Raw genomic sequence first — 15,186 nt, 5'->3', positions numbered from 1 at the left:
ATGGGACATTTTACAAGCTATTCAATACGCAATTGCCCATTGCCCATTGCCCATTGCCCATTGCCCAATTCCCAATCTTTCATCCCTATATTCCCCTAAAATAAGGAGCGAATGAGCGTCAAAATATATTATGCGAATAGTAGCCCTTGTCCCTGGCGGAATTGGCGATCAACTTCTTTTCTTTCCGACTTTAGACGATCTAAAGCGGAATTTACCGAAAGCTAAAATAGATGTCGTCGTGGAACCTCGGTCAAAGACTGCTTACCGAGTCAGTAAGTCAGTTAATGATGTACTGGCTTTTGATTTCAAAGATCGTAACAGTCTGGCAGATTGGGGTAACTTGGTTGGCACGATTCGCGATCGCGAATACGATGTAGCTATTGCTCTTGGGCAAAGCTGGTTAGTTGGTCTTTTGCTCTGGTTGACTGGAATTCCAACCCGTGTTGGTTATCGTGGCAAAGGCTCTGCTTTTCTCACCAATCCAGTGGCTCTGAACACAGGGCAGTATGCCGCTTGTGTGTACCACGATTTGTTACAAGTTTTAAACATTAAATCTCCATGCCCGGAATTGTCAGTCAATGTCCCAAAACAAGATATTGATTGGGCTAATGCAGAACAACAACGGCTCGGAGTCAAGGAAACTGGCTACGTTTTAATTCACGGGGGTGCAAGCGAATTATCCCAAGTCAAAGGTTTTGATAAAATCTACCCTGTTAAAAACTGGCAGCAAATTATTCAAGATTTCCAGCAAAAACAACCCAATATGCCCGTGGTTGTTATCCGAGAACCGGAAGATGAACAGTTTGTACGCAGTCTTAAACAGTCCGCGCCTGACATTAAAGTCAGTTCACCCGATGACATCGGCAAGCTAGCAGCTATGATTGCCGGGTCAAATTTAATGCTGTGTACTGATAGTGTGCCAATGCATTTGAGTGTGGCTGTTCAGACTTATACTGTTGCTCTATTTGGTTCAACAGATCCTTCTAAGCTACTGCCTCAGAGCGAAAAATTCCTTGCCATAAAATCTCCGACTGGGAAAATGGAGGATATTTCACCCAAGGTTGTCTTAGAGAAAATTTGGGGCGGTTGAAACTCAGCTACCCATTCGCGCAGGAAAGGACTTTGTCTTATATCGCTGCGACTTAAATCGCCTAGTATTTTTGCTATCTCAAATCCGCTCTAACTAAAGGCGGATTTTATTGTCTTATCTAACAAAATGGTACGAAACCTGTATATATTAAGCTTTTGGAGAAAAAAATTTTTGCTGAAAGCTGGCTTAAGCTAAAAATTTTCGATAAATTTATGTAGAGTAGCTATTAATATATGTAATCTAGAAAACATTTATCCCGGCTTCTCCAAATGAGTATTAGCTGTAAATTTTGCTGCACCCTATTTTACAGCTTAATAACTGATGGCAACTCTGAGTCATCAATCAACAGTCTAATAACTGCTCAAACACGATCGATATAATAGGAAATCTGAGGTTTTGTAACGAAATGAATTAATTCTGACTAAAAATTTACGTTAAAACAAAGAATACTGAATTCAGTACAGCAACATTGAGGATTCTCGGCTTCTTGGCAAACACTTCTTGCCATCAATTTTAAGTGCGATCTATTTATTAGATAAATTTAGTGCGCTACATTTGTGTGTTCCTAAACTTCCCTCTTGCTGTCGGACTGGTGCATCGCAACAGAATGTGACGAAAATATTCAAAGGAAAAACAAATGGCGATTTGGTTACATAGCTACATCAGCAGTGGTAAGCGTTACATCCAAGTAGAGAGCCAACCATCACATATCACTGGTATTTTTAGAAGACTCATACATTTAGAAGAAAATACCCAAGATGTAAAAAATGTATGTTTCGAGTGTGAGGAGGATGGCACAACAACTTTCTATCAAGCCGCTAAAGCTAATTTTTCTCAATCGGGACTTTGGACTTATCTTGTCTATCAATGTTTGGAAGGTGAAGAAAAAGTCATTCTAGATTCCTCTATTAGTACAAGTGCAATCCCTCTGTTACAACTCTTGACAGGACAAAAACTGGTTCAAGAAACTATTGATATTGACGAGTATCTCAAATATCAGTCCCTTCAAGACGATTATTTGGAGGTACAATTACCTAAAAAGTGGAAGACTCGCGAAGGCAAAGCGATCGCCGATCTTCTCTTAGAAGAGCAGAAGGCTTTCAAGTTATCATCAGTTTTTGCAGAACATACAGGTACGGAATACATGAAAGCCGTTTTAAATGGTTTTATTGAAGCCGCAAAAAAAATCTTAGCACGAGGTGGTACTCTCCGAGATTTTGAATTGGCTCAATACGAGGTATTAAAAAGGATAAAAATCGATGATATGGCAAACTTAATTCTAGAGTCTAACGATTATCGTATTTGGCCATCAGCATTACCCAGTCAATCTAAAGCTGTTGAATATGCTTTTCATAAAGCACTGACTTTAATTGTTAGTTGTTAGTATTTAGCGGTTAGTGGTTAGTGGTTAGTAACCAGTGGTCACTGGTTACTGGTCACTGCTCACTGATTAACCACTAACCAATTCAAATAAAGTATCGTCTAGCTCATAACCTAGGAGTTGAGCCATAGACTGTAAACGAGCTTTACTGGGAATACCTTGTTGTTTCAGCCAATCAGTTAGAAAAAACAGTTTGTGCATGAGAAAAATTTCTAATGCTTCAGGATTATATTGAATACCTTCTCTCCTACTAAATTGATGCGGTACGAGCATGGCAGTATAACGCACTAATTCTCCGGCTTTCCAGTCTAGTAAAAAAGGTAACCAAGGATAGCGAGTATCCAATCGGATAAACCACAAACGAATTTCTGGAACTTCAGACAGTTCTCTTGGATCGCCTTGTTCTAGTGGATAGTTAATATCAAAGCACAACTGCTGTTGTTGAGATGCGATCGCTCCCTCTTGCACTAGTTTCTCAATAACTGATATGGCGGAGGAGAGATTTAAGGAATTGATGTGCTCGGTATGGAGTGCAATAGTGATTGTCATAATTCAGTGACCAGTGACCAGTGACGAGTGACCAGTAATTGGTTAAGTTTGCTTCAACCTTTATACTTTACACTTCATCCTTCTTAATAAGTTATAATTTGAATGCCCCCCGGGGGGATAAATGTTGTGGTATCTTAAGTAAGATAAAGATAAGTAACAATTATTAAAAACATTGATTAATAATACTTTGTCATCCTACTCTGTTTCTACTGCTTCAGTTCAAGCCGTCCAGCAAAATACAACTGCTGATATTCCGTTGTTGTGGAAAGTTGTTGCTCAACCAGCACCCTTAGTCTTTGTGGCAGCCGTATTCTTAGTGTCTGTGCCAGTTTTTATCGAAGCCCCATTGGTGCGAATGCTACCTGGGCTGAGCTTAGCTTTAACAGGCGGTTGGGTTTGGCTGAGTCTTAAATTAATGTCACGTCCCTCAACATATATATGGGGCGATCTGTTGTTAGGGTTTAGTTGGAGTTGGCTAGCAGGCTCAATCTACTGGGGTTGGCTGCGTTGGGAACCCCTTTGGCATTTGCCTGTAGAGTCTATTGGTTTACCTTTCGCCCTATGGTGTCTGAGCCGGAATTGGGGGAAAATAGGGAATTTTTTTTACTTAGGCTCTCTATTCGGTACGGTCTTAACAGATATATACTTTTATTTAGTAGACTTAATACCTTTTTGGCGGCAAATTATGCAGGTAGAACCTGCGGATGTGTCGCCAATTTTGCAAAGTGCTCTAGCCCAGGTAAAAACTCCTTGGGGACAAGTATGGGCGATCTCTCTTGCCTTAGTGCTACTGACAGTTGGTATTTTACCTTTACCTCAACGGCAGAGGCATTGGTATGCTTTTAGTGGAGCCGTGTTAAGTACTATCTTGGTAGATTGCTTGTTTTTGGTTGCGGCTGTTCTTGCATGACCAGTGACCAGTGACCAGTGACCAGTGACCAGTGACCAGTGACCAGTGACCAGTGACCAGTGACCAGTGACAACTTTGCCTAAAATAAGGAATTTTTGGGAAAACTACAGTCAAAGCTAGTAACCGCAAGTATTGTGGATGTTAATGAGCTGTATATTAGTTTCTGATAGTGCTGTGTTGATTAAGCCATTGGCTATCGGTTTTTGTCCTTAGTCCTTTGCTCTCTCATCTGAGGTAAATAGCTCTTGACAAATAACCAATAGATTGCTAATAGCTTAAAGCTTTGATGTAATTGGATGGAAAGAGGTAAAAAAATCGTGAAAGGATTGGTGCGTTTATTAACTGTTTTTAGCTTGTTACTAGGATGTTGGGGATGGTTGGGAATGCCACAAGTAGCCCAAGCCGCTAGTTTTAACAGTCTTGCTTTTCATTCCGCGCCAGTTTTGGCAGTTGAGGGAACTCAAGGTTTACGCAATCGCGCAGACGCAAAGCTGGCAGACGTGTATGGAAAAAAAATCGATCTGAACAATACCAACGTGCGAGCTTTCCAAAAGTATCCGGGATTATATCCTACCCTTGCAAGGAAAATTATCAAAAATGCTCCTTATCAAAAGGTAGAGGATATTTTGAGCATTGACGGATTGAGCGATCGCCAAAAACAAATCCTGCAGGCTAACTTGGATAACTTCACTGTGACTGACGCTGAGGCTGCATACACAGAGGGAGATGACCGCTTTAACAACGGTATCTATAGATAAAAAATAGGGATTGGGGAACTCGGTGCCTTTTCTGGGGATCGGGGGCAATGGGGAATGGAGATTAGGAAGTAGGGTCAGAATTTTAGTATGTGGCAAACTAATGTTCATCAGCCTTTCTTTTCCCTCTATCTCAACTCCCCGTACCCTAATTCCTCCCGGATCAGTGACCAGTGACCAGTGACCAGTGACCAGTGACCAGTGACGATCCTTATTAGTTAACTTTATTTGTGACGACCAACTTAAAAAGCGAATTTGATGTCATAGTAGTCGGTGCTGGTGCTGCTGGATTGTATACAGCACTTTGTATACCTGCCGATTTGAAAATAGGTTTGATTACTAAAGAAACACTTTCTCTGTCTGCCAGTGATTGGGCGCAAGGAGGTATTGCTGCTGCGATCGCACCCCAAGATTCTCCTTCTTTTCACGTTGAAGATACCATACGGGCAGGTGTGGGTTTGTGCGATGTAGAAGCTGTAGAATTTCTCGCTAACAAAGCCCCTAGCTGTATTGAATCTCTCATCAAATTAGGTGTTGCTTTCGATCGTCATGGCAACGAACTCGCATTAACTTTGGAAGCTGCCCATTCCCGCAATCGCGTTCTTCATTCTGCAGACACAACTGGTAGGGAAGTTATCACAACTCTGACAAACCAAGTTCTGCAACGCCAAAATATTCAGGTTATTCAACAAGCTTTGGCTTTGAATCTGTGGCTGGAACCTGAGACAAATCGGTGTCAGGGAATTAGTCTTTTTTATCAAGGTGCAGTCACATGGGTGAAAGCACCTGCTGTGGTTTTAGCCACAGGTGGTGGTGGTCAAGTTTTTGCTCAAACCACAAACCCGGCTGTGAGCACGGGAGATGGCGTGGCGATGGGATGGCGGGTTGGGGCTATTCTTCGAGATTTAGAGTTTGTCCAGTTTCATCCGACAGCCCTTACAAAACCCGGACGCTTTCTCATTAGCGAAGCTGTACGTGGTGAAGGCGCACATCTAATCGATCGCGAAGGACGGCGTTTTGCATTTGACTATCACCCATCTGGTGAACTTGCTCCCAGAGATGTTGTCAGTCGTGCAATTTTCACTCACTTGCAACGCACTTCAGCCGATTTGGCAACAGCTAGTGTGTGGTTGGATATGCGCCCGATTCCTGCTGAAAAGATTCGCTATCGTTTCCCTAATATCATCAAAGTTTGTAAACATTGGGGCATTGACGTTTTCTCAGAACCAATACCAGTTGCTCCCGCCGCTCATTATTGGATGGGTGGTATTGTCACAGATCTCATGAACCGGACAAACATTCCCGGTTTGTATGCTGTGGGAGAAACTGCAAGTACTGGAGTACATGGAGCAAATCGTCTTGCTAGTAATTCCCTGTTGGAGTGTATAGTGTTTGGAGCAGAAATGGCCCATTTGAAGGATGAAGTGAGAAAGATAAAGGATGAACTTAAAGAATCTCATTTTTTCCTTCATCCTTTATCCTTTATCCTTTCTGAAAGCGAGTGGGCTTATCAGCAAGAATATTTAGAAGAACTGCGGCAAAAAATACCGCGTTTGGTGTGGGAAAATGCTGGTATATGTCGGGAACAGTCTGGGATGGAAGCTGCGATCGCGACTGTTGAATCTTGGCAACGGGAAATTGCTACGTTGCCAATCACTCAATTCTTAAAATCTTTACAGCCGACACAATCGGCTACCTTAAATTTACCGAATGTTGAACGGCAAATACGATTGTGGGCAGAAACAGACAATCTGCTTGATGTTGCTTATCTAATTCTTAAAAGTGCTGCCTTCAGAACTGAAAGTCGGGGAGGACATTACCGTCGCGATTATCCTCACTCAGATCCAAATTGGCAGGTACACACGCTTGTACAACATACTAAATGGTGGAAATCTTCTATCTAGTTCCGCTACCGTGCTGACTGTCCGGACTTCCATAGTTTGGTGGTTCGTAACTGTTGTTTGATATAGCTTTGTACGCTACGTTTTCTGAAACATAAGGTTCCAAGGGGTCCTCAATAAAGGTATCTCTGACTGCTGTTTCAGAACCTTTTGTCGTAAATGTGCTAAATGCTGCTACCGTTTCGACAATTTTAGGAATTACCAAATGTGCTCCAATAAGAAGCATAATCATGCTTACGAGTTTTAAGCGAGTTCCCATAAGTCTCAGTAGATCCCTTTTTTTAATGGTCTATTGAGCCTTAATTGATACTGCCAATTAGACTCAAAGTTTATGTTTTATGAAAATTTATTCTTTTTACTTAGAGCGCCGATCTACTAATACCAAAAACCCGGTTTCTTTGAGTTGAGCCAACGAAATATAAGAATCATAAATCAAATACGATTGCTATATCAAGCTTTCTGGCAGAGAGAAACAAGGTTTTTGGACAGATGCTTATAAATAGCAGATCAATAATGAAGTATTTATCTTTTTTATGTTTCTCAATTAATTTTTAGTACTGATATACAGTTATTTACATCCTCCCAAAGGGTGAGTTTTAACTTAAAAATAGACCTACACGGGCGATCGGAGATAATTGCCTACAACACTCGTTATGAAAATTTTTCTTCCATACGCCTTATTTTCAAAGAAATTCGTAGCGGTTTTTGCCGAGGAGCTTGGCACGATACATGGCAGTGTCTGCTTGTCTAATCAGTGTTTCACTGTCGTGGCTGTCGATTGGATATATACTGATGCCTATACTGGCAGAAATTTTGGTAATATTACCTTCCAAAACAATTGGCTCGGCAAGAGTTGCTAAAATCTTGTCGGCTACTCTGGCTGCAGCTTGGACTTTTGGAATTGCTCGTACAATGACGGTGAATTCATCCCCTCCCAAACGAGCAACAGTATCGCTACTGCGTAGGGAGTTATTTAACCGTTGGGCTATGGTAACTAAAAGACGATCGCCTATTTCATGCCCTAAAGTATCGTTGATTTGCTTAAAACCATCTAGATCGATAAAAAGTAGCCCCACTAATAAATTGTTGTCTTGCGCCCATTCCAAGGACTCCTGAAGCTGTTCGAGAAAAAACTTGCGATTTGGTAGACCGGTGAGAGGGTCATGATATGCTATGTAGCGCAAATGGTCTTCTTTAACTTTTAACTCTTGGTTGATACGTAATAATTCTGTCGCAGAACGTCGCAGTTCTTCTTCTATCAGTTTGCGTTTAGTAATGTCTCGAATCACTCCCACCAAAAAGAAATTGCCAGCTGCATCTTTGTGAAGAGAACGTTTAGTTGAAATTAGGTGGGTATTTCCACTAGCATCTGTAAATTCTTCTTCGTTTTCTTGAGGTTGCTGGTTGTGAAAGATTAACTCATCCGAGGCTCGAAAAACATTGGCTTCATGTTTGGGGAAAAAGTCATAGTCAGACTTTTCTAATAATGCATCTTTGGGATGACCAATCAATTCGCAGTACGCCTCGTTTAGAACAATCCACTGATGTTTTTCATTTTTGACGAAAATTGGATCTGGTATTGTGTTGATGACTTGATGCAAAAATTCTTTAGAACGTTTTAACTCTTCTTGACGATATGCCATCTGGTAAGTGATGGCGATCGCTGAACCACTTAAAGCGAACAACCCAGGTACTATTGGTATCCACCAACCAAATAGCAAAGCCCAATAAGCAGTGCTTGTAAGTGCGAGTCCCGAAAATAAAATACTTAAGAATCTAACGCTTGTACCTCGCATTCGCCATTTAATGATGACGCCAATATAAGCGCAAGCAAAAATCCACGCATATTCTACACAGTCAGACCAAACTTTGAGTAAAGGTCTGCGATCGCGTGCTGCCGAAATTAACTCGCTGATAAAATAAGCTTGTAGTTCAACACCTGCTACAGGCTTTGCCGTACCTATCAAACGGCTAGAGTAGGGGATTAAAGCAAAATCTTGGACACTGGGTGCTGTTGAACCAATCAGTACAATGCGGTCTTTAAACAAGCTTTCTGACACGCTCTTGGTTAAGACATCACGCATTGACACTGTACGGAAATGACAATCATCTTCTTTAGAATTGCTGCATCCGGCTTTGGGAAAGTTTGATATAATTTGATAGCCACCATCATCTGCTCCTACGTAGCCACCATCGTTAGATTGAAAACGGTTAAGCATGGCATCGCCCAATTGTAAAGAATTAGGGTTGTTTTCTGCTTTTTTGGGAGTAATACCTTCGTGCTTTAAATAAAGAAAAGCAAGTTTTAAGGAAAAGCTTTCGCGTGGCTCATTATTAACGTGCCAGTATAAAATATTTCGCCGCACTTTGCCATCGGCATCGTACACAATATTGTTAAAACCCACTTGGTCAAGCTGACGGAGTGATGGTGAGGGTGCAACACTGGTATTTTTGTTGTTATTTGACAAGAGTTCAATACCAACTATATTTGGTACTGATTTCAACGTATCAACTAATTCTGGATGACCCGGTTCTACACCAAGATCTCGGTAGATATCCAAGCCAATAGCCCGAGGTTGGTGGTGTTGTATTTTTTGTATGAGTTGGGCAATATCGCCATCTGGAATGGGCCACGAACCTGTATGTCGTAAAGAAGCTTCATCAATTGCTACAATAGTAATGCGTTCTTCTAGTGATTCCTGCGGACGCATCTGAAAAAAATAGTCCAATGCAGTCCACTCTGAGGATTGCATGAATCCAAGGGAGCGTAACAATAAAATACATATTGTCACGCTAATAGCCGTCAGTGATTCTTTGCCTATTACCCTATACAATCCTTGTTGCACCGCTAACAAAGACCTGAGTAGATGCTTGCTAACCTGCTTATTCATTACTATCACCTACTTCCGCAAGGAGGCTCCCACTGTAACGGGACTCCGTGAGCGTGGTGAGAGGAATTGCGGGTTAAAAACGAAACGTCTCCCGACCTATGTTAATCGGAAATTAACGCGGGAGTGGAGACAGTTGAGTTTTTAACAATATCCACCAAACACAACACGACAGATTATAGTCTATAATGTTAGTCATATGTGAGAAGGTCGAACTCATGGAACAAGTACTGACAATAGTTTGCAAACTCAACCCTACACCTAAACAGGTGGAAGAAATTGAATTGGTTCTTAAGGCTTTCGCTGATGCGTGTAACTACGCCAATCGTGCCGTTAAGCCACAAATAACTAACAAAACCACTATTCAAAATACGGTATACAACGAGATTCGCTCTCTGTTTGGGTTGAGTGCAAATTTAGCAGTTCGTGCTTGTGCCAGAGTCGGAGCTAATCGCAAGACGGCTAAACAGAAAGGGAAACCTGTTAAAGCATTCAAGCCGACATCGGCTGATTACGATGCCCGAATCTTTGCTTTTAGAGAGAAAGATTTGACGGTTAGCTTAACTTTGCTAAATGGTAGTTTCCTACATCAAAATTGATGTAGGAAACTACCAACGGGGCAAGCTAAAAGGCAAAAAACCTACTTCTGCTCAATTGTGTAAGCATCATGATGGTAACTACTACATCCACATTCAAATTAAAGACGAACCTCCTACGCCAATTCAATCTGATAACGTTATTGGTGTTGATTTTGGACGCCGTGATATTGCGGTAACTAGCAATGGCGATCAATGGGATGGTCAACAAATTAATCGGGTGAGAGATAAGTTTTCCAGAGTCAGGGCATCTCTCCAAAAGAAAGCCTCGAAAGGCACAAGGTCTACTCGTCGTAGGACGAGACAGATTTTGAAACGGTTGTCGGGGAAAGAGAAACGCTATCAACAATGGCTGAACCACAACATTAGTAAGCAAATTATTCAGAACGCAACTGAAACGAGTGCAGCAGTAGCGATTGAAGACTTAACTGGTATTCGAGAAAGAACAAATCAGCAACCTAGAAATAAAACCGAAAGACGCCGTAGCAACTCTTGGAGTTTTTATCAGTTGCGTTCTTTCTTGGAGTACAAAGGTATTCAGGCAGGGGTAGAGGTAATTGCCGTACCTCCTGCTTATACAAGCCTTACTTGCCACTGCTGTTTGCAGATCGGAATGCGTTCTGACAAACGCTTCAAATGCACCAATGACGCTTGTTCTTGGAGTGGGGATGCTGATGCGAATGCTGCCAAAAATATTGCTGCTATTGGGGCTGTTTTTGTAAACCCGCCCAGAGGCTCGAATGGTCTATGCTGCTCGCTCAATGTAGATTCTTCAGGGCTACTAAAAGCCCACACTGTAACGCAAGTTCAGCGTGGGTAGTTTACTAATGAATTATAAATTATGAATTATGAATAAATCGATTGTTCGTTCTTTCTGGAAAATGGGTAGAAGCCCCAAATTGAGTCAGAAAAACCAAGGCTAAACATCCTTGTTACAAACTTCTAGATAAATTTGTGGGGTTTACTTCATAATTCATCATTCATAATCCATAACTTACCGTTTTGGCTACTTCTGAAAAGCCTGGGGAAAGTTTTTAAAATTTCGAGGCCCTTGGTATCCAGAAATTTGAGCTAATTTTTCTAATGACTGTACGTTGGGATAAAGCTTTCCATTGATTTGCCAAGTAGGATAACCTTGAATCCCAGCAGCTTTACACAAATCCGGACTGGGATTGCTTTTGCCTTGGGGATCGCATTCTATGGCGTTAATTTCCTTGTACGCCTCTTTACCAAAGAGTTGCTTCTGTTCGTGACAGTGGGGACACCACCAAGCCACGTATTCCTTAGCTCCACTTTTGGTCAGGTGACGTGCTAACTGAATTTCTGCTTCACCAGAAGTCGTGGTGACATCCCAACCAACACCAGGTTTGGGTTGACCTGTTGGTGATAACATGGGAGTATTTGAATTAGCGTTGGCTACAGGGTTATTGGCATTAGAGTAAACACCTAAGGTTCCAATTAAAGTCACCATACCAACAACAATGGCAGTGAAGAAAATTTGCCCAATGTCCTCCCAGTTACGACCAATGATAGTCAGTACTAACATACTGACAGAAAACAATGCTGAACCGAGGCAGTAAATACAAGTTGCTTGGATTTTGAAAAACAGCAGGTACATTAAGTAACCACTGAAAACAGACATTGCGATCGCACCTGCTAATAATAGCAACCAAGTTGTATTTTCTAGCTTGGTGCGGATATCTTTCTTCTGTACTGGGTCAAACGCCAGTGGTGCTAAGGCACAAGTTGCCATACCAGCATAAGCAATAAAACCAAACAAAGCTAGAGGTAGACCAAAAACTGTAGCATACTCACTTGAAAGGACTAAGTCACAGCTTTTGGTGGGACAGGCAGTAGTTCCTTGTGTAAATTTTACGACAGTTAAATAAGCTGTTGTTATTGCACCAAGAATTGCGATCGCTCCTATCAGTACACGCGACCATCTGTGAATCCAGGGAGTAGAACGGCGGCGATTCATAACAATGTTAATGGTTAGTGGTTGGTGGTTAGTGGTTAGTAGTTAATAGAGCCACTAACCACTAACTACTAACCACTAACGAATGACTGAGGAAATAGATTTAGAATCTCCTTTAGAGTTCCAGCCTTTACGTGCGGCTTCCACAAACTGACTCACCCGATTTGGGTCTATTGGTTGTTCGCGGCGACCGTGGCGTTTGAGAGAACTGGAAACAATGACACCATCTGCTGCCTGTAACAGTGTAGCAATATTTTCCCAAGAAGCTCCACTACCTATGAATACGGGCGTTCCATTGGCAGCTGCACTGGCTAATTCTAAATCTTCTAAGTTGGTCGGGCTACCTGTAGACCAACCGGACAAAATAACAGCATCTGCCAAACCACGTTCAATAGTATCCTCGACAGCAGTGGTGAGATTCACTGAACTCAACGGACGGGCGTGTTTGACTAGCACATCGGCGAAAATTTTGACATCGCTACCCAACTCTCGCCGATAACGTAGAAGTTGGTAAGCGTCTCCCTCAATGATGCCTTGGTCGGTTGCCATTACGCCTGTCAGTACGTTCACGCGGATAAACTGCGCTTTCACACAAGTAGCGATCGCCATTGCACTTCTGCCGTCATTCCGCAAAACATTAATGCCCACAGGTACGGTTACCAAACTTTGTATTCGCTGCGTTACCACAGTCATGGCACTCACAACAGCTGGATCGACCTGATGTTTGGTAAACGGGGCATCAAAAAAGTTTTCCACTATGATACCGTCAACTCCTCCACTTGCTAGAGCGGTTGCTTCTTGTTCAGCACGATCGATCGCGGCTTTGAGGCTACCTCCCCAACGAGGTGAAGTAGGTAATGGTAGTAGGTGAACTACGCCAATAATCGGTGTTCGGGTTTTAAATAGCTGATATAAGTCCACGTTCTTAACCTTAATCAGTGACCAGTGACCAGTGACCAGTAACCAGTTGAGTGTTAACTGGTCATTGAAACTAATCATTAGCTATTATTATCTGACCATTAATCGTTGAATATTAACTACTCACGAATTCACTAAATTCCCTTTTCCCCATTCACTGGTCACTGGTCACTGGTCACTGGTCACTGGTTACCCCTACTCCCTTAAAAAAAAATAATATTTCTTCTGCCGTAAGATGGAACTTAACGTTAAACATTCTCTAAGATATGTTAAGATAATAGCTGTATACAGAGGAGTTTGCCACTCATCAAAGGCGAGGTAGCTTCCCGTAGGGAAGAGTGTTTGCTTGTCAAAATTGCAGGCTTAACCTTAACACATGAGGTCGCATTACCGCTATAATGGCGTAGTTACGCGCTGTTTTTCCTTGGGTAGCGACTTCTCGAAACACGCCACACACATTTGATGGCGGCGAGATCGAGCAACTCAATTGTCGTTCTCACCAATATCATCTAGAGGGCGGCTCCCCAACAGGTAAACTAACTATAGGCGCGTTGCGGTAATGTAAAATACTAGAGGGCATTTGTTAAGAAAGATTGAGCGATAGTGTCAAAATTTTCTAAAGACTGTTTATTTTTCTCCGGAAAACAGTTTGTTGAAGATATCATAGCATGAACTCCAAATTTTAAGGTCACTGCTGCTGTTAGGCAGGTATGACTAAAGGAGTTGCTGTGTGTCATGACTGGATAGAAAACCAAGTTTTAGCTAGTCAGAAGCTAGCGTCTGATTGAAAACTAACGATATAGAAGGAAAACCTCAAGGCTCTTTCATGATATGGGTGACAAGCCAACAATAGCAATTTCTCACCTAGGATGCGAGAAAAATAGAATTGATACAGAGCATATGCTAGGGCTGCTTGTAGAAGCAGGTTACAGCGTAGATACTAATGAAGAGTTAGCAGAATACGTTATAGTTAATACGTGTAGTTTTATTGAAGCAGCACGAGAAGAATCTGTCAGAACTCTAGTAGAATTGGCAGAAGCAGAGAAAAAAATCGTTATCACAGGCTGTATGGCGCAGCACTTCCAAGAACAGTTATTGGAAGAGTTGCCAGAAGCCGTAGCAGTGGTGGGAACGGGAGATTATCATAAGATAGTCGATGTGATTCAGAAAGTAGAACAAGGTCATCGGGTTAAGTTCGTTAGCGAACAACCGACCTACATTGCTGATGAAACAACACCCCGTTACCGTACCACAACGGAGGGCGTAGCTTATCTACGGGTTGCGGAAGGGTGTGATTATCGCTGCGCGTTTTGCATTATTCCTCATCTGCGCGGAAACCAACGTTCTCGTTCGATAGAATCAGTCGTTACCGAGGCTCAGCAATTAGCTAGTCAAGGGGTAAAGGAAATCATTCTGATTTCCCAAATTACCACCAATTACGGTACAGATATTTATGGCAAGCCGAAGTTAGCTGAACTGCTTCGTGCTTTGGGGAAGGTTGATGTTCCGTGGATACGCATGCACTATGCTTATCCCACTGGTCTCACTCCCGATGTGATAGCGGTAATTAAACAAAACAATAATGTCTTACCCTACCTGGATTTACCTTTACAACACTCCCATCCAGAAATTCTTCGTGCCATGAATCGTCCTTGGCAAGGAAGAGTAAATGATGCGATTATTGAACGTATCAAGGATGAACTACCGGAAGCTGTGCTGCGAACAACGTTTATCGTTGGGTTTCCAGGTGAAAGTGATGAGCATTTTGAGCATCTGTTGCAATTCGTTAAACGCCATGAATTCGATCATGTAGGTGTCTTTACTTTTTCGCCAGAAGAAGGAACACCCGCCTACAACTTACCAAATCAGATCTCTCAAGAAATCATGGATGAGCGGCGAAACGCGGTGATGGAACTTCAACAGCCAATTTCTCTCAAGAAAAATCAGCAAGAAATTGGCAAAGTTGTGGACGTTCTGATTGAGCAAGAACATCCTGAAACAGGAGAATTAGCGGGTCGTTCTGGTAGATTTGCGCCGGAAGTAGATGGGCAGGTGTTTGTTAAAGGAAATGCCCGGTTAGGAGCGATCGTACCAGTGACTATCCAAAACGCTGATGCTTATGACCTTTACGGTCAAATTGCCAATAGTTAGTTGTTAGTCGTTAGTAGTTGGTTATTTTTCTACTAACCATTAACCACTAACCACTAACCACTAACCACTAAC

General features: G+C 42.1%; 13 protein-coding genes. 8 read left to right on the top strand and 5 right to left on the bottom strand.

All coding sequences use genetic code 11. The features are described 5' to 3' along the window. Positions 1-130: 130 nt before the first annotated feature. Both WA1_RS37065 and WA1_RS37060 read left to right on the top strand, forming a co-directional pair. Positions 131-1,090 carry a glycosyltransferase family 9 protein gene (locus WA1_RS37065; protein WP_017746811.1) on the top strand — a complete coding sequence of 320 codons (960 nt, stop codon included), beginning with the start codon at positions 131-133 and terminating at the stop codon, positions 1,088-1,090. Between the two features lie 637 nt (positions 1,091-1,727). Next, positions 1,728-2,474 (top strand): hypothetical protein, encoded by a 747-nt coding sequence (locus WA1_RS37060; protein ID WP_017746810.1) that lies wholly within the window; start codon positions 1,728-1,730, stop codon positions 2,472-2,474. Between the two features lie 66 nt (positions 2,475-2,540). Here the strand turns inward: WA1_RS37060 and WA1_RS37055 are convergent, their stop codons facing one another. After that, positions 2,541-3,020: a CRR6 family NdhI maturation factor gene (locus tag WA1_RS37055; RefSeq protein WP_017746809.1), complete on the bottom strand. Its 480-nt coding sequence runs from the start codon at positions 3,018-3,020 to the stop codon at positions 2,541-2,543. A gap of 250 nt (positions 3,021-3,270) precedes the next feature. On the opposite strand from WA1_RS37055, the gene WA1_RS37050 reads away from it, so the two are divergent. From WA1_RS37050 to nadB, 3 genes are all read left to right on the top strand, one after another. Further along, the gene (locus WA1_RS37050) at positions 3,271-3,930 is read left to right on the top strand and encodes a DUF3120 domain-containing protein (RefSeq protein ID WP_419183630.1); all 660 of its coding nucleotides are present in this window, start codon (positions 3,271-3,273) and stop codon (positions 3,928-3,930) included. 317 nt (positions 3,931-4,247) lie between these two features. Beyond that, entirely contained in the window at positions 4,248-4,688 is a 441-nt protein-coding gene (psbU, locus tag WA1_RS37045; protein ID WP_026135041.1) for a photosystem II complex extrinsic protein PsbU, read from the top strand. A gap of 227 nt (positions 4,689-4,915) precedes the next feature. Continuing rightward, a complete protein-coding gene (nadB, locus tag WA1_RS37040; RefSeq protein WP_017746806.1) occupies positions 4,916-6,589 on the top strand; it encodes an L-aspartate oxidase in 1,674 nt (557 codons plus the stop codon). On the opposite strand, the gene WA1_RS37035 is transcribed toward nadB, so the two are convergent. Both WA1_RS37035 and WA1_RS37030 read right to left on the bottom strand, forming a co-directional pair. After that, complete coding sequence (locus WA1_RS37035; protein ID WP_017746805.1) at positions 6,582-6,845, bottom strand: hypothetical protein; 264 nt, start codon at positions 6,843-6,845, stop codon at positions 6,582-6,584. The two genes, nadB and WA1_RS37035, sit on opposite strands and share 8 nt — an antisense overlap. Before the next feature lie 424 nt (positions 6,846-7,269). After that, a complete protein-coding gene (locus WA1_RS37030) occupies positions 7,270-9,477 on the bottom strand; it encodes a CHASE2 domain-containing protein (protein ID WP_017746804.1) in 2,208 nt (735 codons plus the stop codon). Between the two features lie 215 nt (positions 9,478-9,692). On the opposite strand from WA1_RS37030, the gene WA1_RS60660 reads away from it, so the two are divergent. Then, positions 9,693-10,073, top strand: coding sequence for a transposase (locus WA1_RS60660; protein ID WP_272819314.1), 381 nt, complete (start codon positions 9,693-9,695; stop codon positions 10,071-10,073). Further along, positions 10,048-10,890, top strand: coding sequence for an RNA-guided endonuclease InsQ/TnpB family protein (locus tag WA1_RS37025; protein ID WP_272819313.1), 843 nt, complete (start codon positions 10,048-10,050; stop codon positions 10,888-10,890). The genes WA1_RS60660 and WA1_RS37025 overlap by 26 nt, the downstream gene beginning before the upstream one ends. Before the next feature lie 186 nt (positions 10,891-11,076). On the opposite strand, the gene WA1_RS37020 is transcribed toward WA1_RS37025, so the two are convergent. Both WA1_RS37020 and btpA read right to left on the bottom strand, forming a co-directional pair. Beyond that, complete coding sequence (locus WA1_RS37020) at positions 11,077-12,048, bottom strand: vitamin K epoxide reductase family protein (protein ID WP_017746803.1); 972 nt, start codon at positions 12,046-12,048, stop codon at positions 11,077-11,079. 75 nt (positions 12,049-12,123) lie between these two features. Then, positions 12,124-12,966, bottom strand: a complete 843-nt coding sequence (gene btpA, locus WA1_RS37015; protein WP_026135040.1) for a photosystem I biogenesis protein BtpA — start codon at positions 12,964-12,966, stop codon at positions 12,124-12,126. Between the two features lie 828 nt (positions 12,967-13,794). Between btpA and rimO the strand changes: the two genes are divergently transcribed. Next, positions 13,795-15,114, top strand: a complete 1,320-nt coding sequence (gene rimO / locus WA1_RS37010) for a 30S ribosomal protein S12 methylthiotransferase RimO (protein ID WP_017746801.1) — start codon at positions 13,795-13,797, stop codon at positions 15,112-15,114. Positions 15,115-15,186 lie beyond the last annotated feature (72 nt).

It is taken from the genome of Scytonema hofmannii PCC 7110 (genome assembly GCF_000346485.2).
Taxonomy (GTDB): Bacteria; Cyanobacteriota; Cyanobacteriia; order Cyanobacteriales; family Nostocaceae; genus Scytonema; species Scytonema hofmannii.
Note: the sequence above shows the minus strand (reverse complement) of the source record. Positions and strands in the feature narration are given on the sequence as shown.

Bases quoted from the DNA above. Each gene is read 5' to 3' on its own strand.
- WA1_RS60660 (WP_272819314.1), top strand. From the start codon at position 9,693: ATGGAACAAGTACTGACAATAGTTTGCAAACTCAACCCTACACCTAAA.
- WA1_RS37035 (WP_017746805.1), bottom strand. From the start codon at position 6,845: ATGGGAACTCGCTTAAAACTCGTAAGCATGATTATGCTTCTTATTGGA.
- WA1_RS37065 (WP_017746811.1), top strand. From the start codon at position 131: ATGCGAATAGTAGCCCTTGTCCCTGGCGGAATTGGCGATCAACTTCTT.
- WA1_RS37030 (WP_017746804.1), bottom strand. From the start codon at position 9,477: ATGAATAAGCAGGTTAGCAAGCATCTACTCAGGTCTTTGTTAGCGGTG.
- rimO (WP_017746801.1), top strand. From the start codon at position 13,795: ATGGGTGACAAGCCAACAATAGCAATTTCTCACCTAGGATGCGAGAAA.
- WA1_RS37020 (WP_017746803.1), bottom strand. From the start codon at position 12,048: ATGAATCGCCGCCGTTCTACTCCCTGGATTCACAGATGGTCGCGTGTA.
- WA1_RS37025 (WP_272819313.1), top strand. From the start codon at position 10,048: ATGGTAGTTTCCTACATCAAAATTGATGTAGGAAACTACCAACGGGGC.
- WA1_RS37055 (WP_017746809.1), bottom strand. From the start codon at position 3,020: ATGACAATCACTATTGCACTCCATACCGAGCACATCAATTCCTTAAAT.
- WA1_RS37060 (WP_017746810.1), top strand. From the start codon at position 1,728: ATGGCGATTTGGTTACATAGCTACATCAGCAGTGGTAAGCGTTACATC.